Below are 19,494 nucleotides of genomic sequence, written 5' to 3'. Positions count from 1 at the left end.
ACCGCTATCGCCGGCAAGCCGGTCTCACTCCCACATTTGTTTTGGGGTGTTTTCGAGATTTAGCGGCGGTCTGCTACAACGCCAATCAATACCAGCACCACCAACAACACCGGCGCCAGGCTGTAGTTGTTGAACTGGCTCAGGCCTTTGATGATCCACGGTGTGGCGTAGATCAGTGCCACACCGCTGCCGATCATGCACACCAGAGCGAGCAATGGCACGCGCAAGGCGCCGGCGATGCTGCCCAGGCGTTGGTCGACCCAGCCTTTGATGTCGGCGCCGAACAGCACCAGCAGACAGCCCACCAGCGCCAGAGAGATTTCCGACAGGTTGCTGCGGCTCCAGCGGGAGACGGTGGCGAGCAGGTCGAGTATCAAATCCATTCGTTTTCCCCTAAGGCTGAAATCAGCTCAGAAATGTTTGCAGCAAGTCATTGAGAAACAGCTGTCCGCGATCGGTCGCCGCCAGACGTGACGGTTCGACCTGCAACAGGCCGCTTTGTTCGGCTTCCCGGCGGCCTTCGGCGAGGCTTTCCAGGCTCAGTCCGGTGCGTTCAGGATACAGCCGCGATTCAACGCCCTCGGTCAGGCGCAAGGCATTCATCAGGAAATCGAACGGCAGCTCTTCGTTGGTCAGCGCTTTCTCGCCCGCCTTGAAGCTTTTCGCCGGGTTCAGGTAATCCTTCGGCAAACGAGTCTTCCAGGTGCGCACGATGCGCCCGTCCGGATGGCTGAGCTTGCCGTGGGCGCCGGCACCGATGCCGATGAAGTCGCCGAAACTCCAGTAGTTGAGGTTGTGCCGAGCTGGACGACCAGGTTGTGCATAGGCCGAGACTTCGTATTGCGCGTAACCGTGTTCGGCGAGCAGCGCCTGCCCGGCTTCCTGAATGTCCCACAGCGTGTCGTCTTCCGGAAGCACAGGCGGCTGGTTCCAGAACACCGTGTTCGGCTCCAGCGTCAGCTGATACCAGGACAGATGCGTCGGCTTCAGGGCGATGGCCTGGCGCAGGTCGCTCAACGCATCGTCCAGCGACTGATCCGGCAAACCGTGCATCAAGTCCAGGTTGAAGTTATCGAACCCGGCCTGACGGGCCATGCCCGCGGCACGTACGGCTTCGTCACCGTTGTGAATTCGTCCCAGCGCCTTGAGTTTCTCTTCCTGAAAACTCTGAATGCCGATCGACAGGCGATTGATGCCCAGAGCACGATAGGCGAGGAATTTCTCCTGCTCGAACGTCCCGGGATTGGCTTCCAGGGTGATTTCGATGTCGCTGGCAAATGGAATGCGCTGCTCGACGCCTTTAAGCAAACGGCCCAAGGCCTCGGCGCTGAACAGGCTCGGCGTGCCGCCTCCGAAGAAGATCGAACTCAGTTCGCGACCGTAGACCGCGTGCAGGTCCTGATCGAGATCAGCCAGCAACGCGTCGACATACTCTTCTTCCGGCAGCACCGGGCTGGCGGTGTGTGAGTTGAAGTCGCAATAAGGGCATTTGCGCACACACCACGGGATGTGGATGTACAACGCCAGGGGCGGTAGCACGGGGAGCGCGGCCCGGGGCGCTGGTGCGGCACCGCCGAAGATCAGCGGTGACGCGGATGATTCAAGGGTCATATCAAGCCTAGACGCTGGCGCAGCAGATCCATTGCACGGGCGCGATGACTGATGAGGTTCTTCTCGCTCGGGCTCAGCTCGGCGCTGGAGCAATCGCGCGACGGCACCCAGAACAGCGGGTCGTAGCCAAACCCGTGTTCACCGCTGGCGGCGTGCAGGATTCGTCCGTGCCACAGGCCTTCGCAGAGGATCGGCAATGGATCGTCGGCATGACGCACCAACGCCAGCACACAAACGAACTGCGCGCCGCGCTCGGCTTCCGGCACGTCTTTCAACGCGTCGAGCAGCTTGGCGTTGTTCGCCGCATCACCCTTGCCATCCGCGTAACGGGCCGAGTAGATCCCCGGTGCACCACCAAGGAAATCCACCGCCAGCCCGGAATCGTCGGCCAGCGCCGGCAGACCGGAGATGCGCGCGGCGTTGCGGGCCTTGAGGATGGCGTTCTCGACGAACGACAGGCCGGTTTCTTCAGGCTCGACGCTGCTGAACTCGCCGATCGAGCGCAATTGCACCGATTCGCCGAGCATGGCCTGGAGTTCCTTGAGTTTGCCGGCGTTGTGGCTGGCCAGTACGAGTTGCGTGAAGTTCATCATTCGCCGGGGAAAAGCTCTTGGTTGAAATTGATGGTGTTGGTTTTATCGCCGTTCTGCACCTTGATCTCGAAGGTGCGGATTTCCTGCTGATCGACCGGGAACTGGGCGATGTAGTAGATCGCGCCTTGTTCGGTGATCTGTTTGAACTTCAGCGGCACGCTTTGGCTGGTCAGGTCTTTGACCGTACCACTGACTTGAGCCATCAGCGGTTTGCCTTCCTTGATCACCGAAACGTTGATCACGCCTTGGTTCTTGCTACGGGTGAGCTCCGCGGCTTTGGCGATGTCGGGTGTCAGGAACGTGGAGTTGAAGGTGTTGTAGTGCACCGTCACATCGCCAAACTTTTCCTGACGATCACCTTTGATGACGTCGGCGGCCATCGCAGTGACGCTCAGGCAGGCAGTGAGTACAAACAGCGCTAGACGACCCATGATCGTTCTCCTTGGAATGTCGTGGTTCAGACCGCGATTTTGTGATCCTGCAACCCTGGGCTGCTGACGCGGTAAATACCGATTTCACCTAATAGATTAGGCCATAGCTTACTGGCCCACCCGTGCCGATGCTGTTGATCCACGGCAAGGCGATCAATGACCTTCGCTTCGCGTTCGCGGCACAACGCTTCGAAGTCTTCGAAGGTGCAGAAGTGGATGTTCGGTGTGTTGTACCAGGTGTACGGGAGAAAGTCGGACACCGGCATCCGGCCCTTGCTCGCCAGGTACCAGCGGCAGCGCCAATGACCGAAGTTTGGGAAGGTGATGATGCACTGGCGGCCTACCCGCAGCATTTCGTCGAGGATCTTGTCCGGGTAATGCACGGCTTGCAGCGCCTGGGTCATGACCACGACGTCGAAGCTGTTGCTGGCAAAGTTGCCCAGGCCCTTGTCCAGGTCCTGCTCGATGACGTTGATGCCTTTGGCCACGCATTCGGCGATGTTGTCCGGGTCGTTTTCCAGGCCGTAGCCGGTCACTTGCTTGTGATCGCGCAGCCAGGTCAGCAACTCACCGTCGCCGCACCCGAGGTCGAGCACGCGGCTGCCGGCGGGGATCCATTCCTGGATGATTTCCAGATCAGCTCTCATGGCTTTCTCACAACGTAATTCGGTTCATGTAATTGCTGAACGCCTGCAAGTAGCGCGGGATCGGAATCAGGAAGGCGTCGTGGCCTTGCGGAGCATCGATCTCCAGGTAGCAGACGTCCTTCCTGGCCGCCATCAGTGCGTCCACCAGTTCCCGCGAACGGGCAGGGGAGAAGCGCCAGTCGGTGGTGAAAGACATCACGCAGAACTTGGCCTGGGCATTGGCAAAGGTTTTCGCCAGGTCATCGTCGAAGTTGGCCGCCGGGTCGAAGTAGTCCAGGGCCTTGGTCATCAGCAGGTACGTGTTGGCGTCGAAACGCCCGGAGAACTCTTCGCCCTGATAACGCAGGTAGCTTTCGACCTGGAACTCAACGCTGTGGAAGTCGTAGTTGAGCTTTTCGCTCTTGAGGCCACGGCCGAATTTTTCGCCCATCGAGTCATCGGACAGGTAAGTGATGTGCCCGACCATCCGCGCCAGCATCAAGCCGCGCTTGGGGATCACGCCCGCCTCCTGGAACGAACCGCCGTGGAACTCGGGGTCGGTGAGGATCGCCTGGCGCGCCACTTCGTTGAAGGCGATGTTCTGCGCCGACAGCTTGGGGGCCGAGGCGATGGCCAGGCAGTGACGAATGCGCTCGGGGTAGGTGATGCTCCATTGCATCGCCTGCATGCCGCCGAGACTGCCACCGATCACGGCGGCCCATTGGCTGATGCCGAGCAGGTCTGCCAGGCGCGCCTGGCTGTGCACCCAGTCTTCCACGGTCAATACCGGGAAGTCGGCGCCGAAGGGCTTGCCGGTCTCCGGGTTGACGCTGCTTGGGCCGGTGGATCCGTTGCAGCCGCCGAGGTTGTTCAGGCTGACCACGAAGAATTTGTTGGTGTCGATCGGCTTGCCGGGGCCGATGCAGCTGTCCCACCAGCCGGGTTTGCGGTCGTCGGGGCTGTGAAAGCCGGCAGCGTGATGGTGACCCGACAGGGCGTGGCAGATCAGCACGGCGTTGCTCGCCGTGGCGTTCAGCGTGCCGTAGGTTTCGTAAATCAGGTCATAAGCTGGGAGCGAACGGCCGCAGGCCAGGGCCAGGGGTTCACTGAAGTGCGCCACTTGCGGCGTCACCAGACCAACAGAATCGGCGGGAAAGGCAGTTGGCATCGACCCTGCTCTCGTTGAAATGAGGCGTAAGTCTAAAGACCGCTGCCCCTAGCAGCAAGCGACTACCCATGATCGTTCCCACGTCGAGGCGTCGAACCGTCTGCGTGGGAATGCCTCAATGGACGCTCCGCGTCCGCTTCAGCAGGGACGCGGAGCGTCCCGGGCTGCATTCCCACGTAGAGCGTGGGAACGATCAAGGAAGGGTCAACCCAGGCAACTCCGGCAACTTCTTCGGCGAACATATCCGCACCCGTTTCTGCCGATTCAGCTCGCCACTGATCAAACTCACCTGACTCTTGGAAACCCCAAACGCCTTCGCCAGGAACGCCATCAGATACGCATTGGCCTTGCCTTCAACCGGCGGCGCCGTCAGGCGGATCTTCAGTCGATCACCGTGCAGCCCGCAGAAATCATCGCTGCGGGCCGCCGGTTGCAGGTGACACTCCAGAATCAGGTCATCACCGTCCCAGCGAAAATAGCTCATCAGATCAGGCCGAGCAGCCCCTGCGGCATGAGGGCAAAGTGCGCGAGGCGCGGGATCAGCCAGCTTTGCAGCAACTGGATCACGATAAACGCGAAGATCGGCGAGATGTCGAGGCCGCCCAGGTTCGGAATGATCCGACGGAACGGGGCGAGTACCGGTTCAGTAATCTGCGCGACCAGCTCTGCACCCGGATTGTGGCTGCCCGGGGCGACCCAGGACAGAATCACGCTGATGATCATCGCCCAGAAAATAATATTCAAAAACAGCGAGAAGAGCGCGATCAGCGCCCACGGCACCAGGAACAGCCAGTCAACCATGAAGCCTTTGAGCAGCAGGATCACCGCAATCAGCAGCATCTGAATGATCAGCGCCAATACCAGTGACGACATGTCCAGCCCGAACATGCTCGGGATCACCCGGCGCAGCGGTTTGAGCAGCGGTTGAGTGGCTTTAACGATGAACTGGCAGAGCGGGTTGTAGAAGTTCGCCCGAACCAGTTGCAGGATAAAGCGCATGAGCACGATCAGCAGGTACAGGCTGCCCAGGGTTTTGATTATGAAAATGGCAGCGTCATTGAGTCCAAGCATCATTGATTCCTTTGTAAGAGCTGATTAGCGGCCAAGTTGCTCAGCCATCTCGGCCGAGCGGTGCGCAGCGGCGCCGAGTGCTTTTTCGACCAGCGCTTCGAAGCCGCCGGCCTGGAACGATTTGATTGCAGCTTCCGTGGTGCCCGCAGGCGAAGTCACGCGACGACGCAATTCTGCGGCGTCGACATCGCTGGCAGCCGCCATGTGTGCGGCGCCCAACGCGGTTTGCACCGTCAATTGTGCGGCGATGTCCGCTGGCAGACCGAGCTTCACGCCAGCGGCGGTCATGGCTTCGATCAGCAGGAAGAAGTACGCAGGGCCCGAACCGGAAACGGCGGTGACCGCGTCCAGTTGCTGCTCTTCGTTCAGCCACAGGGCAATGCCGACGGCCGACAACAGTTCTTCTGCTTGCTGGCGTTGTTCAGCGTTGACTTCGGTCGTTGCGAACAAGCCGCTGACGCCCTGGCGCAGCAGCGCCGGGGTGTTGGGCATGCAGCGCACGATCGGCTGGGCGCCGAGCCAGTTGTTCATGCTGGCGCAGGTGATGCCGGCCGCAATCGAGACCACCAGTTGATTCGGCTTCAGGCTTGGGCGAATCGCTTCGCACACGGCTTTCATCGCCTGGGGTTTGACCGCCAGCACGACCACGTCTGCGTCTTGAATGGCATCGGCGTTGTCGGCGAAAACTTCAATGCCGTGTTCGGCCTGCACTTTGGCGCGGGTTTCGGCGCCCGGGTCGCTGGCGCGGATTTGCGCGGCGTCCAGACCTTTGGCGCGCAGGCCGCCGATCAGGCTGGCGGCCATGTTTCCGGCACCGATAAAGGCAATACGAGTCTTGCTCATGTCAGGTCCTTATAGAGAGGTGCGTCAGCCATGGTTCAGGGCTGACTGTAGTCGCGGGCGCCAAACAGGGCCGTACCGATGCGGACCCAGGTGGCGCCCATGGCGATGGCCGACTCGAGGTCGTGGCTCATGCCCATGGAAAGTGTGTCGAGCGGCAGGTTCAGGCTGGCTTGCAGGCTTTGCACGGCAGCGAAAGCAGCGTCCTGGGCGGCGCGATCTTCAGTCGGCTCAGGGATCGCCATCAGCCCGCGCAGCTTGATGCGCGGCAGTTCGCCGATGGCTTTCGCCAGGGCTGGCAAGTCGGCCGGGGTGCAGCCGGATTTGCTGGCTTCACCGCTGACGTTGACCTGGATGCAGATGTTCAGGGGAGGCAGATCGGCAGGACGTTGTTCGGACAGGCGTTGTGCGATTTTCAAGCGGTCCACGGAATGCACCCAGTCGAAGTGCTCGGCGATAGCGCGAGTCTTGTTCGATTGAATGGGGCCGATGAAGTGCCAGATCAAGGGCAGGTCGGCCAATTCGAGCTGTTTGCTCAGGGCCTCCTGCAGGTAATTCTCGCCAAAGTCACGCAGGCCGGCGGCATAGGCTTCGCGCAGGGCCTCGGCGGGCTTGGTCTTGCTCACGGCGAGCAGTTGAACACTGTGCTCGTCGCGGTGAGCAGCCTGGGTCGCTGCCTGGATACGCGAACTAACCTGGAGAATGTTGTCTGCTATCGTGGACATCAAGAGGCGCCGGCGGTTTGAAGGTTGGCGGCATTCTACTGGAATTGAGGAGCGCTATGGATATCACTGAGCTGCTGGCCTTCAGCGCTAAACAGGGCGCGTCCGACCTGCACCTGTCTGCCGGCCTGCCACCGATGATTCGCGTTGATGGCGATGTGCGGCGCATCAACCTGCCGGCCCTGGACCACAAACAGGTGCATGAACTGATCTACGACATCATGAACGACACCCAGCGGGTGGACTTCGAGAAACACCTGGAAACTGATTTTTCCTTCGAAGTACCCGGTGTGGCACGTTTCCGGGTCAACGCCTTCAACCAGAATCGCGGTGCGGGCGCAGTGTTCCGGACCATTCCGTCGAAGGTCCTGAGCATGGACGACCTCGGCATGGGCGAGGTGTTTCGCAAGATTACCGAGGCCCCGCGAGGGCTGGTGCTGGTGACGGGCCCGACCGGTTCCGGCAAGTCCACCACCCTGGCGGCGATGATCGATTACCTCAATAACCATCGCCATCATCACATCCTCACCATCGAAGACCCGATCGAGTTCGTCCACGAATCGCGCAAATGCCTGATCAATCAACGTGAAGTCCATCGCGATACCCGCAGTTTCGCCACGGCCCTGCGCTCGGCCCTGCGGGAAGACCCGGACGTGATTCTGGTAGGGGAGATGCGTGATCTGGAGACCATTCGCCTGGCGCTGACCGCCGCCGAAACCGGCCACCTGGTGTTCGGCACGCTGCACACCACGTCAGCGGCGAAGACCATCGACCGGGTAGTGGACGTGTTTCCGGGGGACGAGAAGTCGATGGTGCGTTCGATGCTGTCCGAGTCGTTGCTGGCAGTGGTGTCGCAGACCCTGATCAAGAAGATCGGTGGCGGGCGCATTGCGGCACACGAAATCATGCTCGGCACCTCGGCGATCCGAAACCTGATCCGCGAAGACAAGGTGGCGCAGATGTACTCGTCGATTCAGACCGGGGGCAACCTGGGGATGCAGACGCTGGATATGTGCTTGAAGGAATTGGTGACCAAGGGCTTGATCAGCCGGGAGCATGCGCGGGAGAAGGCGCGGTCACCGGATAACTTCTGAGTTGGAATGCGGACCTGTGGCGAGGGAGCTTGCTCCCGCTGGGCTGCGAAGCAGACCTGAAAAACGGGGAGCGCTACGCGCTCCAGCGGGAGCAAGCTCCCTCGCCACAAAAGCGCGCCTTCAGGAGGGCGTCAGCAGATCAGCGCTGAACAACCTGGAGGGTGTTCTTCTCTTTAGGCAGAACCCGCTTGGCAACCACGTAGTGGCTTTCCCAGTACGGTTTCTTCAAGGTGTCGATGGTCACCGACTTGCCACGACGCGGTGCGTGGATGAAGCGGTCGTTGCCCAGGTAGATGGCAACGTGATTGACCCGACGGCTCTTGATGTTGAAGAAAATCAGGTCGCCCGGCTTCAAATCGTTGCGATCGACTTTCTCGCCATGACCGCTGGCCATGGCATTGGACGTGCGTGGCAGGTCAAACGTGGCGTCGTTGAACGCATATTTCACCAGGCCGCTGCAATCGAACCCTTTACTTGGGCTGCTGCCGCCCCAACGGTAAGGTGTACCGAGGACATTGACCGCGCGACTCAGCACGTTGCTGCTTTCCTTGGTCGCCATTGGCGGAACAAGGCTGCTTTTGCTGACCAGCTGTGGAGCACGTTTTTCGGATTTCTTGTTTTTGCTCGAAGGAGCAGAAACATGGGATTTTTGGGTGTAACCATTAACGTTTGGAAGACGTTGCTCACGATTGGTGGCGTGGGCGGCCAGTGGCATCAAAAGGCAAATGGTTAGCCATGTCTTGAAAAATGGACGCATTAGGCAAGGCTCATATGGGTTAGCGCGCAACTTTATAACAGCTTTTTTTGACGTTCCGAGGCCGTTGGTCGATTCAACTTGGAGGCAACGGAACCAAATAAGCGGCAAATGGACGCAATTGTCTGACAGAAGTCAGGTGGTATAAGGCTTTGACGGAACCGACGTTAACATGTGCCATACGTCGGCAACCTGTAAAAAAGTCACAAAGAATTCAAGAATATTTATCTATCGTGTGAATCGAGGTCCTTCATGAACACCTATCATCAGGCCGGCCCGCAGCAAGACACGCACAGCAAAATGATCGGCTATCTGCTGTGGATTTTTGGTTTTACCGGGGCTCACCGCTTCTATTACGGCAAGCCGGTGACCGGGACGATCTGGTTTTTCACGCTCGGATTGTTGGGTATCGGCTGGCTGATTGACGTGTTTCTGATCCCGGCCATGGACCGTGAAGCGGACCTGCGTTTCACCGCCGGGCCCATTGAGTACAACGTTGCGTGGATTCTGCTGACGTTTCTCGGGGTATTCGGTGTACACCGGATGTATCAGGGGAAGTGGATCAGCGGATTGCTGTACCTGGTGACGGGCGGGTTGTTCTTTCTGGGGGTTTTGTATGACTTCTGGACGCTGAATGACCAAGTGTCAGTGCGTAACGCGCAGAACAGAGGCACCTTCCAGTAAGTTGTGGCGAGGGAGCAAGCTCCCTCGCCACAGTGTTATGCCTGGTGGGTGATGCGCCCATCCACCAGGGTGTAGCGCACCACGCTTGGCAAACTATGCCCAATAAACGGGCAGTTCTCACCCTTGGACAACCAGGTTTCACCGGCCACGGTCGAAGCCGCCGGATCAAACAGCACGATGTCCGCCGGCCCACCGACTGCCAACTTACCCGCTGGCAAACGCAACGCCTCGGCAGGTCCGGTGCTGAGTCGTGCCAACAACGTCGGCAGATCCAGCAACCCATCCTCCACCAGCGTCATCGCCAATGGCAGCAACAGTTCAACACTGCTGATACCCGGCTCGGTCGCGCCAAACGGCGCCAGTTTGGCGTCCCGTTCGTGGGGCTGGTGATGGCTGGAAATCGCCGAAACCACGCCTGACTTCACCGCTGCACGCAGGCCATCGCGGTCGGCGCGGGTGCGCAGCGGCGGCTGGACGTGATAGAGGCTGCTGAAGTCGATCAGCGCTTCGTCAGTCAGGATCAGTTGATACAGCGCCACATCGGCGGTCACCCGCAAGCCACGGGCCTGGGCCTGAGCGATCAGGGCCACGCCACGAGCGCTGGTGAGCTGGCTGAAGTGCGCACGCACGCCGCTTTGCTCGACCAGCAGCAGGTCCCGGGCCAGGGCCACGGTTTCAGCGGTTTCCGGAATGCCCGGCAAGCCGAGGAAGCTCGCGGTCGGACCTTCGTGGGCCAAGCCACCTTCGGCGAGGTCGTGGTCCTGAGAGTTGAAAATCACCGTCAGGTCGAAGGTCGCTGCGTATTCCAGCGCCCGGCACAGCGTGCGGGTGTTGCGGAAACTGTCCAGGCCGTTGCCGAAGGCCACGCAACCGGCATCGCGCAAGGCGACCAGTTCGGCGAGTTGTTCGCCTTCCAGACCTTTGCTCAGGGCGCCGATCGGGAAGACTTTGGTGTTGCCGGCTTCGCGGGCACGGTCGAGGATCAGTTCGGCCACGGCCGAAGTGTCCAGCACCGGTTTGGTTTTCGGCGGGCAGCACAGGCTGGTCACGCCACCGGCCGCGGCGGCGCGGGTTTCACTGACGATCGAGCCTTTGCGGCTGTAACCCGGCTCACGCAGGGCGACGTTCAGGTCAACCAGGCCAGGGGCGGCCACCAGGCCTTTGGCGTCTAGGGTGTCGACGGGTACAAAACCGGCGGGCGCGACGCCAAGGGCGACGACCTTGCAGGCTTCAATATGAATGTCGGTGACTTTATCCAGGCCAGTGGCTGGATCGATGACACGGGCGCCGAGAATGCTGAGCTTCACTGGGCGTTCTCCTGCTCGAATTGGCGCTGGGCTGTCTGCCCGCTCATGGCCATGGACAACACGGCCATACGAATCGCGATGCCGTAGGTGACCTGATTGAGGATCACCGAGTGCGGACCGTCGGCCACCGCCGACTCAATCTCCACCCCACGGTTGATCGGCCCCGGGTGCATGACGATGCAATCCGGTTTGGCCCCGGCCAGGCGCGCGGTGGTCAGGCCGAACAGGCGGTAGAACTCGCCTTCGCTCGGCAGCAGGCCACCGGTCATGCGCTCGCGTTGCAGGCGCAGCATGATCACCACGTCGACGTCTTTCAGGCCTTCGGTCATGTCGGTGTAAACCTTCACGCCGTACTGCTCGATGCCGATTGGCAGCAGGGTTTTCGGTGCGATCACGCGGATGTCCGGGCAACCGAGGGTTTTCAGCGCCAGCATGTTCGAGCGCGCCACCCGCGAATGCAGAATGTCACCGACGATGGCCACCGAGAGATTTTCGAAGCCGCCCTTGTGCCGACGAATCGTCAGCATGTCGAGCATGCCCTGGGTCGGGTGCGCGTGACGGCCGTCGCCGCCGTTGATGATCGCCACTTGCGGGCAGACATGCTCGGCAATGAAGTGCGCCGCGCCGGAATCACCGTGGCGCACGACGAACATGTCGGCAGCCATGGCTTCCAGGTTGCGCAGGGTGTCGAGCAGGGTTTCGCCTTTGCTCGCCGACGACGTGGACACGTTAAGTGTGATCACGTCCGCCGACAGACGCTGGGCCGCCAGTTCGAAAGTGGTGCGGGTGCGGGTGGAGTTCTCGAAGAACACGTTGCACACGGTCTTGCCGCGCAGCAGCGGGACTTTCTTCACCGCCCGGGCGCCGACTTCGAGGAACGAGTCGGCGGTGTCGAGGATTTCCGTCAACAACTCGCGGCGCAAACCGTCGAGCGAGAGGAAGTGTCGCAGCTGGCCCTGATCATTGAGCTGCAGCGGGCGCTTGGTTTCTAGAGGCGTCATCGCGAGGGGGACTCTCAATAGGGCGAATTAAAGGGCGAGGTCTTGCAGTTCGAGCTTGAGTTCCGGGCCGGACAGCTTCACCCGCTCGTGGGCCGCCAGCGCCAGCGTCGCGCCGACCACGTTCGGGCGGATCGGCAGCTCGCCAGCGTCCAGGTCCAGCAGGCACACCAGCGTTACGCTGGCCGGGCGGCCGTAGTCGAACAGTTCATTCATCGCGGCGCGGATGGTCCGACCGCTCATCAGCACGTCGTCGATCAGCACCAGGTGTTGGCCTTCGATTTCGAACGGCAGGGCGGACGGGCGCACTTGCGGGTGCAGGCCGTTCTGGCTGAAGTCGTCGCGGTAGAAGGACACGTCCAGGGTGCCAAGCGGCGAATCGCTGCCCAGTTCTTCGAGCAACGCCTGGGCGACCCAGACACCGCCGGTACGAATGCCGATGTAGCGCGGTTCGCTGATGCCACGGTGTTCCAGATGTGCCTTGAGACGGATCGCCATCTGGCTGATCAGTTCGGCGGGATTGGGCAGGCTCATGGTTGCTCCTTCTTGGGCCCGAGCCGGTGTGTGCGGGTTTGGCTCGGGTTGTAGCTAAGAGAGACGCCGTGACGGCTCTTCAGGATTCGAACAGTGCGGTGTTTTCGTCGAGCCAGCCTTGCAGCAACAGGGCGGCGGCGATGGCATCGACCGGGTTGTCGCGGTAGCTGCCCTTTTGTCCGCCACGATCACGCCGTTCACCCTTGGCTTCGAAGGTGGTCAGGCGTTCATCGTGGGTATAGAAGGGCAGGTTGTAGCGGCCATTGAGGCGGCGGGCGAATTTCTCCGCGCGCAGGCACATGTCGCTCGGTGTGCCGTCCATGTTGAGTGGCAGGCCGACGACCACAGCGTCAGGCTTCCACTCTTTAATGAGGGCTTCGACCTGGTTCCAGTCGGGAACACCGTTTTGCGCTTTCAAGGTACACAGCTCGCGGGCCTGGCCGGTAATCACCTGGCCGACCGCAACGCCGATCTGTTTGGTGCCGTAGTCGAAACCCAGAATCAGTCGCAGGGCCATCAGGCGTGGCCCGCCTGGCTGGTGAGCAGGCTGAGATTGACCCCGAGGTGCTTGGCTGCCGCGTCCAGGCGCAGCTCGCTGCTGGTGTTGAACAGGATGTCGGCTTCGAACGGGCAGGTCAGCCAGGCGTTCTGCGCCAGTTCGGCTTCAAGCTGCCCGGCTTCCCACCCGGCATAACCGAGGGCAATCACGCTTTTCGCCGGGCCAACGCCGTCAGCGATGGCGAACAGCACATCCTGGGAGGTGGACAAGGAAAGGTTGCCTTCCAGATCAACGGTCGCCTGAAACGTCTTGCCCGAGGGGTGCAGGACAAATCCGCGATCAGTCTGGACCGGGCCGCCGATAAAGATCGGCACATGCTGGCAGAGCACGGGCGGTTCGATGTCGGGGCGCAATTGCTCGAGGATGTCGGCCAGATTCAGGTCCTGCGGCCGGTTGACCACCAGCCCCATGGCACCATTGGCCGTGTGCTCGACGATGTAGGTCAAGGTGTGCGCAAAGTTCGGGTCGGCCATGTGAGGCATGGCGATCAGGAAGTGATGCTTGAGGTAGCTGGGGCTGACGTTCTTCATGAGCGCTAGTGTGGCGTTGGAGGGGCGAACTGACAAGCTGGGGATGAGCAGGAAATGCCCCAAATCCCAGCAACAACACAGATTAACTGTGGGAGCTAGCCTGCTAGCGATTGCGGTCTTTCAGGCGCTTTGATGTTGAATGTGATGCCGCTATCGCGAGCAGGCTCGCTCCCACAGGGGAATTGGAGGTGGTCAGTTGCTGGAGAGACGATCCCCACGAGCGAATTTCCAAGTGCGGATGATTTCCAGCCGGTCAATGTCCGACAAATCCCCGGTAAACGGCGAAAACGGTGCCGCCAGCCGCACAATCCGCTGCGCCGCTTGGTCCAGCAGCGGTTGCCCGGAGGACTCCAGCACCAGCACTTCATAAAGCGAGCCGTCGCGGTTGATCGAGACCATCAGGCGCAAATTGCCGTAGATCTGCTTGCGCCGCGCTTCGTCGGGGTAATTCAGGTTACCGATGCGCTCGACCTTCTTGCGCCACTCGTCCTTATACCAGGCGCCCTTGTCTTTCATGGTCGAAGCAGCGCTCAGGCGGTGGATGCGCGGGCGCTTGGCGTACAGCTGTTGTTCGTTGGCCAGTTCCGCTTCCAGGCTGGCGATGTCGCTGGACAGCTGTTCAGTGTCGAACGTCGGCGCCGCCACGGCAGGTTTGGTGAGTGGCTTGACCTCTTCGTTCTTGGCCGGGGCCTTTTTCGGCTTCGGCGCAACGGTGGTCACGGCAGCCTTGGGTGCTGCTTCAGGCACTTGCGGCTTGGCAGCCGGCGGTGGCGTGACTTTTTGTACCATGTTGTCCTGGAAGGGCGCGACCTCGGTGGTCTTGGGAATTGCCTTTTTATCCAGGGTGCCGCTGCCTTCCTGATTTTCCTGGGCGAGGAAATCAGCTTTCGCAGGCTTCTTTTCGCTTTTGAAGGTGGCGAGGGTGATTTCCAGGGTTTTGCTGATCTGCTGGGGCTCGACCATCGTAAAACCGACGCCCAGCAGCAAGGCCAGGTGAATCAACGCCGCGAGAAACAGGGTAAATCCGAGGCGATCGGCCGGGCGCACGCCACGGTGGGCGAGTTCAGCGGGCAGATCGGACGGAAGTGTCATGACAAGGAAACCAACATCGCGTTTTTCACAGGCCGCGCATGATAACGCAATGTTGGTCGCACCTTGGCTGTTCTATATCAACGAGCCTTGAGCTTCTGATCGATGGCATCCATCAGCAGGCCACCAATGTCGGTGCCAAATGCGTTATCAATCTCGCGAATGCAGGTCGGGCTGGTGACGTTGATTTCGGTCAGGTGCTCGCCAATCACGTCCAGGCCAACGAACAACAGGCCTTTCTCACGCAGGGTCGGGCCGACCTGGGCGGCGATCCAGCGATCCTTGTCGCTCAGCGGACGGGCTTCGCCACGGCCACCGGCGGCGAGGTTGCCACGGGTTTCGCCAGCGGCAGGAATCCGCGCCAGGCAATAATCCACCGGTTCGCCATCGATCATCAGGATGCGTTTGTCGCCGTCCTTGATCGCCGGCAGGTAAGCCTGGCCCATGATCTGCTGGGTGCCCAGCGCGGTCAGGGTTTCCAGAATCACCGACAGGTTCGGATCGCCGGCGCGATGACGGAAGATCGAGGTGCCGCCCATACCGTCCAGTGGTTTGAGGATCACGTCGCCATGCTTGGCGGCGAATTCGCGCAACACGTCGGCGCGGCGGCTGACCACGGTCGGCGGCGTGCACTGCGGGAACAGCGTGGCGAACAACTTTTCGTTGCAGTCACGCAGGCTTTGCGGCTTGTTGACCACCAGCACGCCAGCGCGCTCGGCTTGTTCCAGCAGGTAAGTGGAGTAGACGAACTCCATGTCGAACGGCGGATCCTTGCGCATCAGGATAACGTCCAGATCGCTCAGCAGCGCGTCGGTCTCGGCTTCCAGTTCAAACCATTTTTCCGGGTTGGCGAAGACTTTCAACGGACGCATCCGCGCCCGGGCCTCGCCTTCGCCCTGATACAAATCGCGCTGTTCCATATAGAACAGTTCCCAGCCGCGCTTCTGTGCGGCCAGCAGCATGGCCAGCGAGCTATCCTTTTTATAGGAAATGCTGGCAATAGGATCCATGACAATCCCGACGCGAACGCTCATGGGTTTTTCCTCGAATTTGGGGTGGCTTAACAGCTATCAAAAAGTGGCGTCAGAGTGGCGCTCAGTGTGTTCCCGGTCAAGGAAAAACCACCGCACCCGTCGCCCGATAGATTGGTTTTAGAGACTGTGCTAAAAAGGCTGCCATATCGTTCTGGCCCTTAAACATCAAGGGTTTCGAGCCTCCGGTTATCGGAAATGGACAATTTGATTCGCAAAGGCGACGGCAGAGCATTTATGGACCAGCATTCCAGCGCCTTGAAGGTCATGGTGATCGACGATTCGAAGACGATTCGTCGCACCGCCGAAACGCTGTTGAAGAACGTGGGTTGTGAAGTCATCACGGCCATCGATGGTTTCGATGCCCTGGCCAAGATTGCCGACAATCACCCCGGCATCATCTTTGTCGACATCATGATGCCGCGCCTGGATGGCTATCAGACCTGCGCGCTGATCAAGAACAACAGTGCGTTCAAGTCCACGCCAGTGATTATGCTGTCGTCCAAGGACGGGCTGTTCGACAAGGCCAAGGGGCGCATCGTCGGCTCCGACCAGTTTTTGACCAAGCCTTTCAGCAAGGAAGAACTGCTGAACGCGATCCAGGCCCATGTACCGGGCTTCGCCGCCGTTTTGCCGCAGTAGGACACGCACAGTGACGCTCGGCCAGCGGGCCCGGCGTCGACAAGAATGGGGAAGACCATGGCACGTATTCTGATCGTCGATGATTCGCCGACCGAAATGTACAAACTGACCGGCATGCTGGAAAAGCACGGTCATGAAGTGTTGAAAGCCGAAAACGGCGCCGACGGCGTGGCCCTGGCCCGCCAGGAAAAACCAGACGCCGTGCTGATGGACATCGTCATGCCCGGCCTCAACGGTTTCCAGGCGACCCGCCAGCTGACCAAAGACCCGGACACCGGGCACATTCCGGTGATCATCATCACCACCAAGGATCAGGAAACCGACAAGGTCTGGGGCACGCGCCAGGGCGCCAAGGATTACCTGACCAAACCGGTCGACGAAGAGACCCTGATCAGAACCCTGAACAACGTGCTGGCCGGTTGATCGTCCGGCCATGACCGAGTCGCTGACGGCTTTCGAACTGCTGCTGCAGATCGACCAGCGCTGTCGTCTGCTGGCGGCGGATTTGCCGTCCCAGCCGACCCGGCAGGACCGCTGGAGCGGCATCGGTTTTCGCCTGGGTGAACACTGGTACGTCGCGCCCATGGGCGAAGTCAGCGAGGTCTTGCACGAACCGCGTTTCACCCAATTGCCGGGCGTCAAACCCTGGGTCAAGGGTGTGGCCAACCTGCGCGGGCGATTGCTGCCGATCATGGATTTGTGCGGCTTCTTCGGTCATGAACAGTCGACCCTGCGCAAACAGCGGCGGGTGTTGGTGGTGGAACACGGCGAAGTGTTTGCCGGGTTGATGGTCGACGAAGTCTTCGGCTTGCAGCACTTTGCCCAGGACACTCTGGAGCCGGTGGTGATGGCTGATCTGCACGGGCCGATTTCAGCGTTCGTCAAAGGCCGGTTTCAGCGTGAACAGACCTGGCAAATATTCAGTCCGTTTACGCTGGCGCAGTCGCAGAGCTTCATGCATGTAGCGTTGTAATCAAGGCGACGCCGCAATCCTGTAGGAGCGAGGCTTGCCCGCGAAGAACGAAAACGCGGTGTTCCTGTAAGACCGCAGCGCCTGCTTCGCGGGCAAGCCTCGCTCCTACAAGGGCGTCGTTGAATTGGGCAGTACAGGCGAGGACCGATGATAAAAACAAAGACAGGCAAGCCAGAAGGATCGCGCAGCCGCTCGCAGATCATCGTGCTGTTCATCGCGCTGATCATCTTCATCATGCTGCTGTTCGCCAACTTCGCTTACCTCAACACTCAAGCCACGTACGACAAACAGTACATCGGCCACGCCGGCGAGTTGCGCGTGCTGTCCCAACGCATCGCCAAAAACGCCACCGAAGCCGCTGCCGGCAAGGCTGCCGCGTTCAAGCTGCTGAGCGATGCACGCAACGACTTCGCCCAACGCTGGGGTTACCTGAAGAAAGGCGACCCGGTCACCGGCCTGCCACCGGCGCCGTCCACCGTGCGCCCGGAAATGCGCGCCGTGCAGCTCGACTGGGAGCGCCTGCTGAAAAACACCGACGCAATCCTCTCCAGCGAGCAGACCGTACTGTCGCTGCATCAGGTCGCCGCGACGCTGGCCGAAACCGTGCCGCAGTTGCAGGTCGAATACGAAAAAGTCGTCGAAATTCTCCTGCAACGCGGTGCTCCGGCCGGTCAGGTCGCCATGGCCCAGCGTCAGTCGCTGTTGGCCGAACGCATCCTGGGCGCGGTGAATACTGTGCTGTCCGGTGACGAAAACTCGCAGCAAGCCGCCGACGCTTTTGGTCGTGACGCTGCGCGATTCGGTCAGGTGCTCAATGGCATGCTCCAGGGCAATGCGTCGCTGCGGGTCAGCCAGGTCGAAGACCGCGATGCTCGCATCCGGTTGACCGAGATTTCCGAACTGTTCGAATTCGTCTCCGGCTCTGTGGATGAAATCCTCGAAACCTCGCCGGAGCTGTTCAAGGTTCGCGAATCGGCGACCAACATTTTCACCTTGTCGCAAACCCTGCTCGACGAAGCCTCGCACTTGGCCACCGGTTTCGAAAACCTGGCCGGCGGGCGCGACACCGACACCATCGGCGGCTATGTATTGGGCCTGCTGGCCCTGATGTCGATCATCCTCATCGGCCTGGTGATGGTGCGCGAAACCAATCGCCAGCTGCGTGAAACCGCCGAGAAGAACGAGCGCAACCAGAACGCGATCATGCGCCTGCTCGACGAGATCGAAGACCTCGCTGATGGCGACCTCACCGTGACCGCCTCGGTGACCGAAGACTTCACCGGGACCATCGCCGACTCGATCAACTATTCCGTCGATCAACTGCGCGACCTGGTGGCAACAATCAACCTCACCGCCGGCCAGGTCGCCGCCGCCGTGCAGGAAACCCAGGCCACCGCCATGCACCTGGCCCAGGCTTCGGAACATCAGGCGCAACAGATCAGCGAAGCCTCGACCGCGATCAACGACATGGCGCAGTCCATCGACCAGGTCTCGGCCAACGCTGCCGAGTCCTCGGCGGTGGCCGAACGTTCGGTGGAAATCGCCAACAAGGGCAACGAGGTGGTGCACAACACCATTCACGGCATGGACAACATTCGCGAGCAGATTCAGGACACCGCCAAGCGCATCAAGCGTCTGGGCGAGTCTTCTCAGGAAATCGGCGACATTGTCAGCCTGATCGACGATATTGCCGACCAGACCAACATCCTCGCCCTCAACGCGGCGATTCAGGCCTCGATGGCCGGCGACGCCGGGCGCGGTTTTGCGGTGGTGGCCGACGAGGTACAGCGGCTGGCCGAGCGTTCGTCCGCCGCCACCCGGCAGATCGAAACCCTGGTGCGGGCGATTCAGACCGACACCAACGAAGCCGTGATTTCCATGGAGCAAACCACCACCGAAGTGGTGCGCGGCGCGCGTCTGGCGCAGGATGCCGGAGTGGCCCTGGAAGAAATCGAAGGGGTATCGAAGACCCTTGCAGCGCTGATCCAGAGCATTTCCAACGCAGCGCAGCAGCAGACGTCTTCGGCCGGTCAGATTTCCCTGACGATGAACGTGATTCAGCAGATCACCACGCAGACTTCGTCGGGCTCCACCGCCACCGCTGAAAGCATCGGTAACCTGGCGAAGATGGCCAGCCAGCTGCGGCGTTCGGTGTCCGGTTTCACCTTGCCGGCGGCCAAGGCGCAAGCTGCGGATAAAGTGTGAATCGCCCGCAGGCGTTTGCGTTTTTTTGAGTA

24 protein-coding genes are annotated in these 19,494 nt (G+C 60.6%); 6 read left to right on the top strand and 18 right to left on the bottom strand.

The annotated features are described in order from the left end of the window. Nucleotides 1–59 precede the first annotated feature (59 nt). The 10 genes from ACYZT8_RS28005 to ACYZT8_RS27960 form a co-directional block, all read right to left on the bottom strand. On the bottom strand, nucleotides 60–383 hold the full coding sequence (locus tag ACYZT8_RS28005; protein ID WP_131061120.1) for a DUF3392 domain-containing protein: 324 nt from the start codon (nucleotides 381–383) through the stop codon (nucleotides 60–62). A 22-nt stretch (nucleotides 384–405) separates the two neighbouring features. Continuing rightward, nucleotides 406–1,611, bottom strand: coding sequence for a radical SAM family heme chaperone HemW (gene hemW / locus ACYZT8_RS28000; protein WP_461977533.1), 1,206 nt, complete (start codon nucleotides 1,609–1,611; stop codon nucleotides 406–408). Beyond that, nucleotides 1,608–2,204 (bottom strand): RdgB/HAM1 family non-canonical purine NTP pyrophosphatase, encoded by a 597-nt coding sequence (rdgB, locus tag ACYZT8_RS27995; protein ID WP_461977531.1) that lies wholly within the window; start codon nucleotides 2,202–2,204, stop codon nucleotides 1,608–1,610. The genes hemW and rdgB overlap by 4 nt, the downstream gene beginning before the upstream one ends. Beyond that, nucleotides 2,201–2,635 carry a DUF4426 domain-containing protein gene (locus ACYZT8_RS27990; protein ID WP_461956137.1) on the bottom strand — a complete coding sequence of 145 codons (435 nt, stop codon included), beginning with the start codon at nucleotides 2,633–2,635 and terminating at the stop codon, nucleotides 2,201–2,203. The genes rdgB and ACYZT8_RS27990 overlap by 4 nt, the downstream gene beginning before the upstream one ends. Before the next feature lie 26 nt (nucleotides 2,636–2,661). Further along, nucleotides 2,662–3,282, bottom strand: a complete 621-nt coding sequence (gene metW, locus ACYZT8_RS27985) for a methionine biosynthesis protein MetW (protein ID WP_461956136.1) — start codon at nucleotides 3,280–3,282, stop codon at nucleotides 2,662–2,664. Between the two features lie 7 nt (nucleotides 3,283–3,289). Beyond that, nucleotides 3,290–4,429, bottom strand: a complete 1,140-nt coding sequence (gene metX, locus ACYZT8_RS27980) for a homoserine O-succinyltransferase MetX (protein ID WP_461977529.1) — start codon at nucleotides 4,427–4,429, stop codon at nucleotides 3,290–3,292. Between the two features lie 193 nt (nucleotides 4,430–4,622). After that, nucleotides 4,623–4,913: a DUF167 domain-containing protein gene (locus tag ACYZT8_RS27975; protein ID WP_007945502.1), complete on the bottom strand. Its 291-nt coding sequence runs from the start codon at nucleotides 4,911–4,913 to the stop codon at nucleotides 4,623–4,625. Then, a complete protein-coding gene (locus ACYZT8_RS27970) occupies nucleotides 4,913–5,500 on the bottom strand; it encodes a YggT family protein (protein WP_461956134.1) in 588 nt (195 codons plus the stop codon). The genes ACYZT8_RS27975 and ACYZT8_RS27970 overlap by 1 nt, the downstream gene beginning before the upstream one ends. A 24-nt stretch (nucleotides 5,501–5,524) precedes the next feature. Then, on the bottom strand, nucleotides 5,525–6,343 hold the full coding sequence (gene proC, locus ACYZT8_RS27965; protein WP_461977527.1) for a pyrroline-5-carboxylate reductase: 819 nt from the start codon (nucleotides 6,341–6,343) through the stop codon (nucleotides 5,525–5,527). A 35-nt stretch (nucleotides 6,344–6,378) separates the two neighbouring features. Next, complete coding sequence (locus ACYZT8_RS27960) at nucleotides 6,379–7,065, bottom strand: YggS family pyridoxal phosphate-dependent enzyme (protein WP_461977525.1); 687 nt, start codon at nucleotides 7,063–7,065, stop codon at nucleotides 6,379–6,381. 56 nt (nucleotides 7,066–7,121) lie between these two features. On the opposite strand from ACYZT8_RS27960, the gene ACYZT8_RS27955 reads away from it, so the two are divergent. After that, entirely contained in the window at nucleotides 7,122–8,156 is a 1,035-nt protein-coding gene (locus ACYZT8_RS27955; RefSeq protein WP_461977523.1) for a type IV pilus twitching motility protein PilT, read from the top strand. A gap of 139 nt (nucleotides 8,157–8,295) precedes the next feature. Here ACYZT8_RS27955 and ACYZT8_RS27950 read toward each other — a convergent pair whose 3' ends face one another. After that, entirely contained in the window at nucleotides 8,296–8,913 is a 618-nt protein-coding gene (locus ACYZT8_RS27950) for a C40 family peptidase (protein ID WP_461977521.1), read from the bottom strand. A gap of 249 nt (nucleotides 8,914–9,162) precedes the next feature. Between ACYZT8_RS27950 and ACYZT8_RS27945 the strand changes: the two genes are divergently transcribed. Then, nucleotides 9,163–9,594 carry an NINE protein gene (locus tag ACYZT8_RS27945; protein ID WP_461977519.1) on the top strand — a complete coding sequence of 144 codons (432 nt, stop codon included), beginning with the start codon at nucleotides 9,163–9,165 and terminating at the stop codon, nucleotides 9,592–9,594. A gap of 35 nt (nucleotides 9,595–9,629) precedes the next feature. On the opposite strand, the gene ACYZT8_RS27940 is transcribed toward ACYZT8_RS27945, so the two are convergent. From ACYZT8_RS27940 to gshB, 7 genes are all read right to left on the bottom strand, one after another. Continuing rightward, nucleotides 9,630–10,901: a dihydroorotase gene (locus ACYZT8_RS27940; protein WP_461977517.1), complete on the bottom strand. Its 1,272-nt coding sequence runs from the start codon at nucleotides 10,899–10,901 to the stop codon at nucleotides 9,630–9,632. Continuing rightward, a complete protein-coding gene (locus ACYZT8_RS27935) occupies nucleotides 10,898–11,902 on the bottom strand; it encodes an aspartate carbamoyltransferase catalytic subunit (RefSeq protein WP_007897943.1) in 1,005 nt (334 codons plus the stop codon). The genes ACYZT8_RS27940 and ACYZT8_RS27935 overlap by 4 nt, the downstream gene beginning before the upstream one ends. A 27-nt stretch (nucleotides 11,903–11,929) precedes the next feature. After that, nucleotides 11,930–12,433: a bifunctional pyr operon transcriptional regulator/uracil phosphoribosyltransferase PyrR gene (pyrR, locus tag ACYZT8_RS27930; RefSeq protein WP_461977515.1), complete on the bottom strand. Its 504-nt coding sequence runs from the start codon at nucleotides 12,431–12,433 to the stop codon at nucleotides 11,930–11,932. A 79-nt stretch (nucleotides 12,434–12,512) separates the two neighbouring features. Next, nucleotides 12,513–12,950 (bottom strand): Holliday junction resolvase RuvX, encoded by a 438-nt coding sequence (ruvX, locus tag ACYZT8_RS27925; RefSeq protein ID WP_003195067.1) that lies wholly within the window; start codon nucleotides 12,948–12,950, stop codon nucleotides 12,513–12,515. After that, nucleotides 12,950–13,522 carry a YqgE/AlgH family protein gene (locus ACYZT8_RS27920; RefSeq protein WP_461977513.1) on the bottom strand — a complete coding sequence of 191 codons (573 nt, stop codon included), beginning with the start codon at nucleotides 13,520–13,522 and terminating at the stop codon, nucleotides 12,950–12,952. The genes ruvX and ACYZT8_RS27920 overlap by 1 nt, the downstream gene beginning before the upstream one ends. A gap of 192 nt (nucleotides 13,523–13,714) precedes the next feature. Further along, on the bottom strand, nucleotides 13,715–14,614 hold the full coding sequence (locus ACYZT8_RS27915) for an energy transducer TonB (RefSeq protein ID WP_461977511.1): 900 nt from the start codon (nucleotides 14,612–14,614) through the stop codon (nucleotides 13,715–13,717). Nucleotides 14,615–14,691: 77 nt separating this feature from the next. After that, on the bottom strand, nucleotides 14,692–15,645 hold the full coding sequence (gene gshB / locus ACYZT8_RS27910) for a glutathione synthase (RefSeq protein WP_131060578.1): 954 nt from the start codon (nucleotides 15,643–15,645) through the stop codon (nucleotides 14,692–14,694). A gap of 234 nt (nucleotides 15,646–15,879) precedes the next feature. On the opposite strand from gshB, the gene pilG reads away from it, so the two are divergent. From pilG to ACYZT8_RS27890, 4 genes are all read left to right on the top strand, one after another. Next, a complete protein-coding gene (pilG, locus tag ACYZT8_RS27905) occupies nucleotides 15,880–16,284 on the top strand; it encodes a twitching motility response regulator PilG (protein WP_027926573.1) in 405 nt (134 codons plus the stop codon). Nucleotides 16,285–16,341: 57 nt separating this feature from the next. Beyond that, nucleotides 16,342–16,707: a twitching motility response regulator PilH gene (gene pilH, locus ACYZT8_RS27900; protein ID WP_461956125.1), complete on the top strand. Its 366-nt coding sequence runs from the start codon at nucleotides 16,342–16,344 to the stop codon at nucleotides 16,705–16,707. A gap of 10 nt (nucleotides 16,708–16,717) precedes the next feature. Beyond that, complete coding sequence (locus ACYZT8_RS27895; RefSeq protein WP_461956124.1) at nucleotides 16,718–17,257, top strand: chemotaxis protein CheW; 540 nt, start codon at nucleotides 16,718–16,720, stop codon at nucleotides 17,255–17,257. Nucleotides 17,258–17,404: 147 nt separating this feature from the next. Further along, nucleotides 17,405–19,462: a methyl-accepting chemotaxis protein gene (locus tag ACYZT8_RS27890; RefSeq protein ID WP_461977508.1), complete on the top strand. Its 2,058-nt coding sequence runs from the start codon at nucleotides 17,405–17,407 to the stop codon at nucleotides 19,460–19,462. Nucleotides 19,463–19,494: the final 32 nt, after the last annotated feature.

The organism is Pseudomonas sp. LB3P93 (genome assembly GCF_054898025.1).
This window is presented reverse-complemented; position numbering and strand designations above follow the sequence as displayed.

Excerpts from the sequence above, each read along its gene's own strand:
- ACYZT8_RS27955 (WP_461977523.1), top strand. The coding sequence starts at position 7,122 with ATGGATATCACTGAGCTGCTGGCCTTCAGCGCTAAACAGGGCGCGTCC.
- ACYZT8_RS27990 (WP_461956137.1), bottom strand. The coding sequence starts at position 2,635 with ATGGGTCGTCTAGCGCTGTTTGTACTCACTGCCTGCCTGAGCGTCACT.
- proC (WP_461977527.1), bottom strand. The coding sequence starts at position 6,343 with ATGAGCAAGACTCGTATTGCCTTTATCGGTGCCGGAAACATGGCCGCC.
- pilG (WP_027926573.1), top strand. The coding sequence starts at position 15,880 with ATGGACCAGCATTCCAGCGCCTTGAAGGTCATGGTGATCGACGATTCG.
- pilH (WP_461956125.1), top strand. The coding sequence starts at position 16,342 with ATGGCACGTATTCTGATCGTCGATGATTCGCCGACCGAAATGTACAAA.
- ruvX (WP_003195067.1), bottom strand. The coding sequence starts at position 12,950 with ATGGCCCTGCGACTGATTCTGGGTTTCGACTACGGCACCAAACAGATC.
- ACYZT8_RS27950 (WP_461977521.1), bottom strand. The coding sequence starts at position 8,913 with ATGCGTCCATTTTTCAAGACATGGCTAACCATTTGCCTTTTGATGCCA.
- ACYZT8_RS27945 (WP_461977519.1), top strand. The coding sequence starts at position 9,163 with ATGAACACCTATCATCAGGCCGGCCCGCAGCAAGACACGCACAGCAAA.
- ACYZT8_RS27960 (WP_461977525.1), bottom strand. The coding sequence starts at position 7,065 with ATGTCCACGATAGCAGACAACATTCTCCAGGTTAGTTCGCGTATCCAG.
- ACYZT8_RS27915 (WP_461977511.1), bottom strand. The coding sequence starts at position 14,614 with ATGACACTTCCGTCCGATCTGCCCGCTGAACTCGCCCACCGTGGCGTG.
- ACYZT8_RS27935 (WP_007897943.1), bottom strand. The coding sequence starts at position 11,902 with ATGACGCCTCTAGAAACCAAGCGCCCGCTGCAGCTCAATGATCAGGGC.
- ACYZT8_RS27970 (WP_461956134.1), bottom strand. The coding sequence starts at position 5,500 with ATGCTTGGACTCAATGACGCTGCCATTTTCATAATCAAAACCCTGGGC.
- pyrR (WP_461977515.1), bottom strand. The coding sequence starts at position 12,433 with ATGAGCCTGCCCAATCCCGCCGAACTGATCAGCCAGATGGCGATCCGT.
- ACYZT8_RS27975 (WP_007945502.1), bottom strand. The coding sequence starts at position 4,913 with ATGAGCTATTTTCGCTGGGACGGTGATGACCTGATTCTGGAGTGTCAC.
- ACYZT8_RS27895 (WP_461956124.1), top strand. The coding sequence starts at position 16,718 with ATGACCGAGTCGCTGACGGCTTTCGAACTGCTGCTGCAGATCGACCAG.
- metX (WP_461977529.1), bottom strand. The coding sequence starts at position 4,429 with ATGCCAACTGCCTTTCCCGCCGATTCTGTTGGTCTGGTGACGCCGCAA.
- ACYZT8_RS28005 (WP_131061120.1), bottom strand. The coding sequence starts at position 383 with ATGGATTTGATACTCGACCTGCTCGCCACCGTCTCCCGCTGGAGCCGC.
- ACYZT8_RS27890 (WP_461977508.1), top strand. The coding sequence starts at position 17,405 with ATGATAAAAACAAAGACAGGCAAGCCAGAAGGATCGCGCAGCCGCTCG.
- gshB (WP_131060578.1), bottom strand. The coding sequence starts at position 15,645 with ATGAGCGTTCGCGTCGGGATTGTCATGGATCCTATTGCCAGCATTTCC.
- ACYZT8_RS27920 (WP_461977513.1), bottom strand. The coding sequence starts at position 13,522 with ATGAAGAACGTCAGCCCCAGCTACCTCAAGCATCACTTCCTGATCGCC.
- hemW (WP_461977533.1), bottom strand. The coding sequence starts at position 1,611 with ATGACCCTTGAATCATCCGCGTCACCGCTGATCTTCGGCGGTGCCGCA.
- rdgB (WP_461977531.1), bottom strand. The coding sequence starts at position 2,204 with ATGATGAACTTCACGCAACTCGTACTGGCCAGCCACAACGCCGGCAAA.
- metW (WP_461956136.1), bottom strand. The coding sequence starts at position 3,282 with ATGAGAGCTGATCTGGAAATCATCCAGGAATGGATCCCCGCCGGCAGC.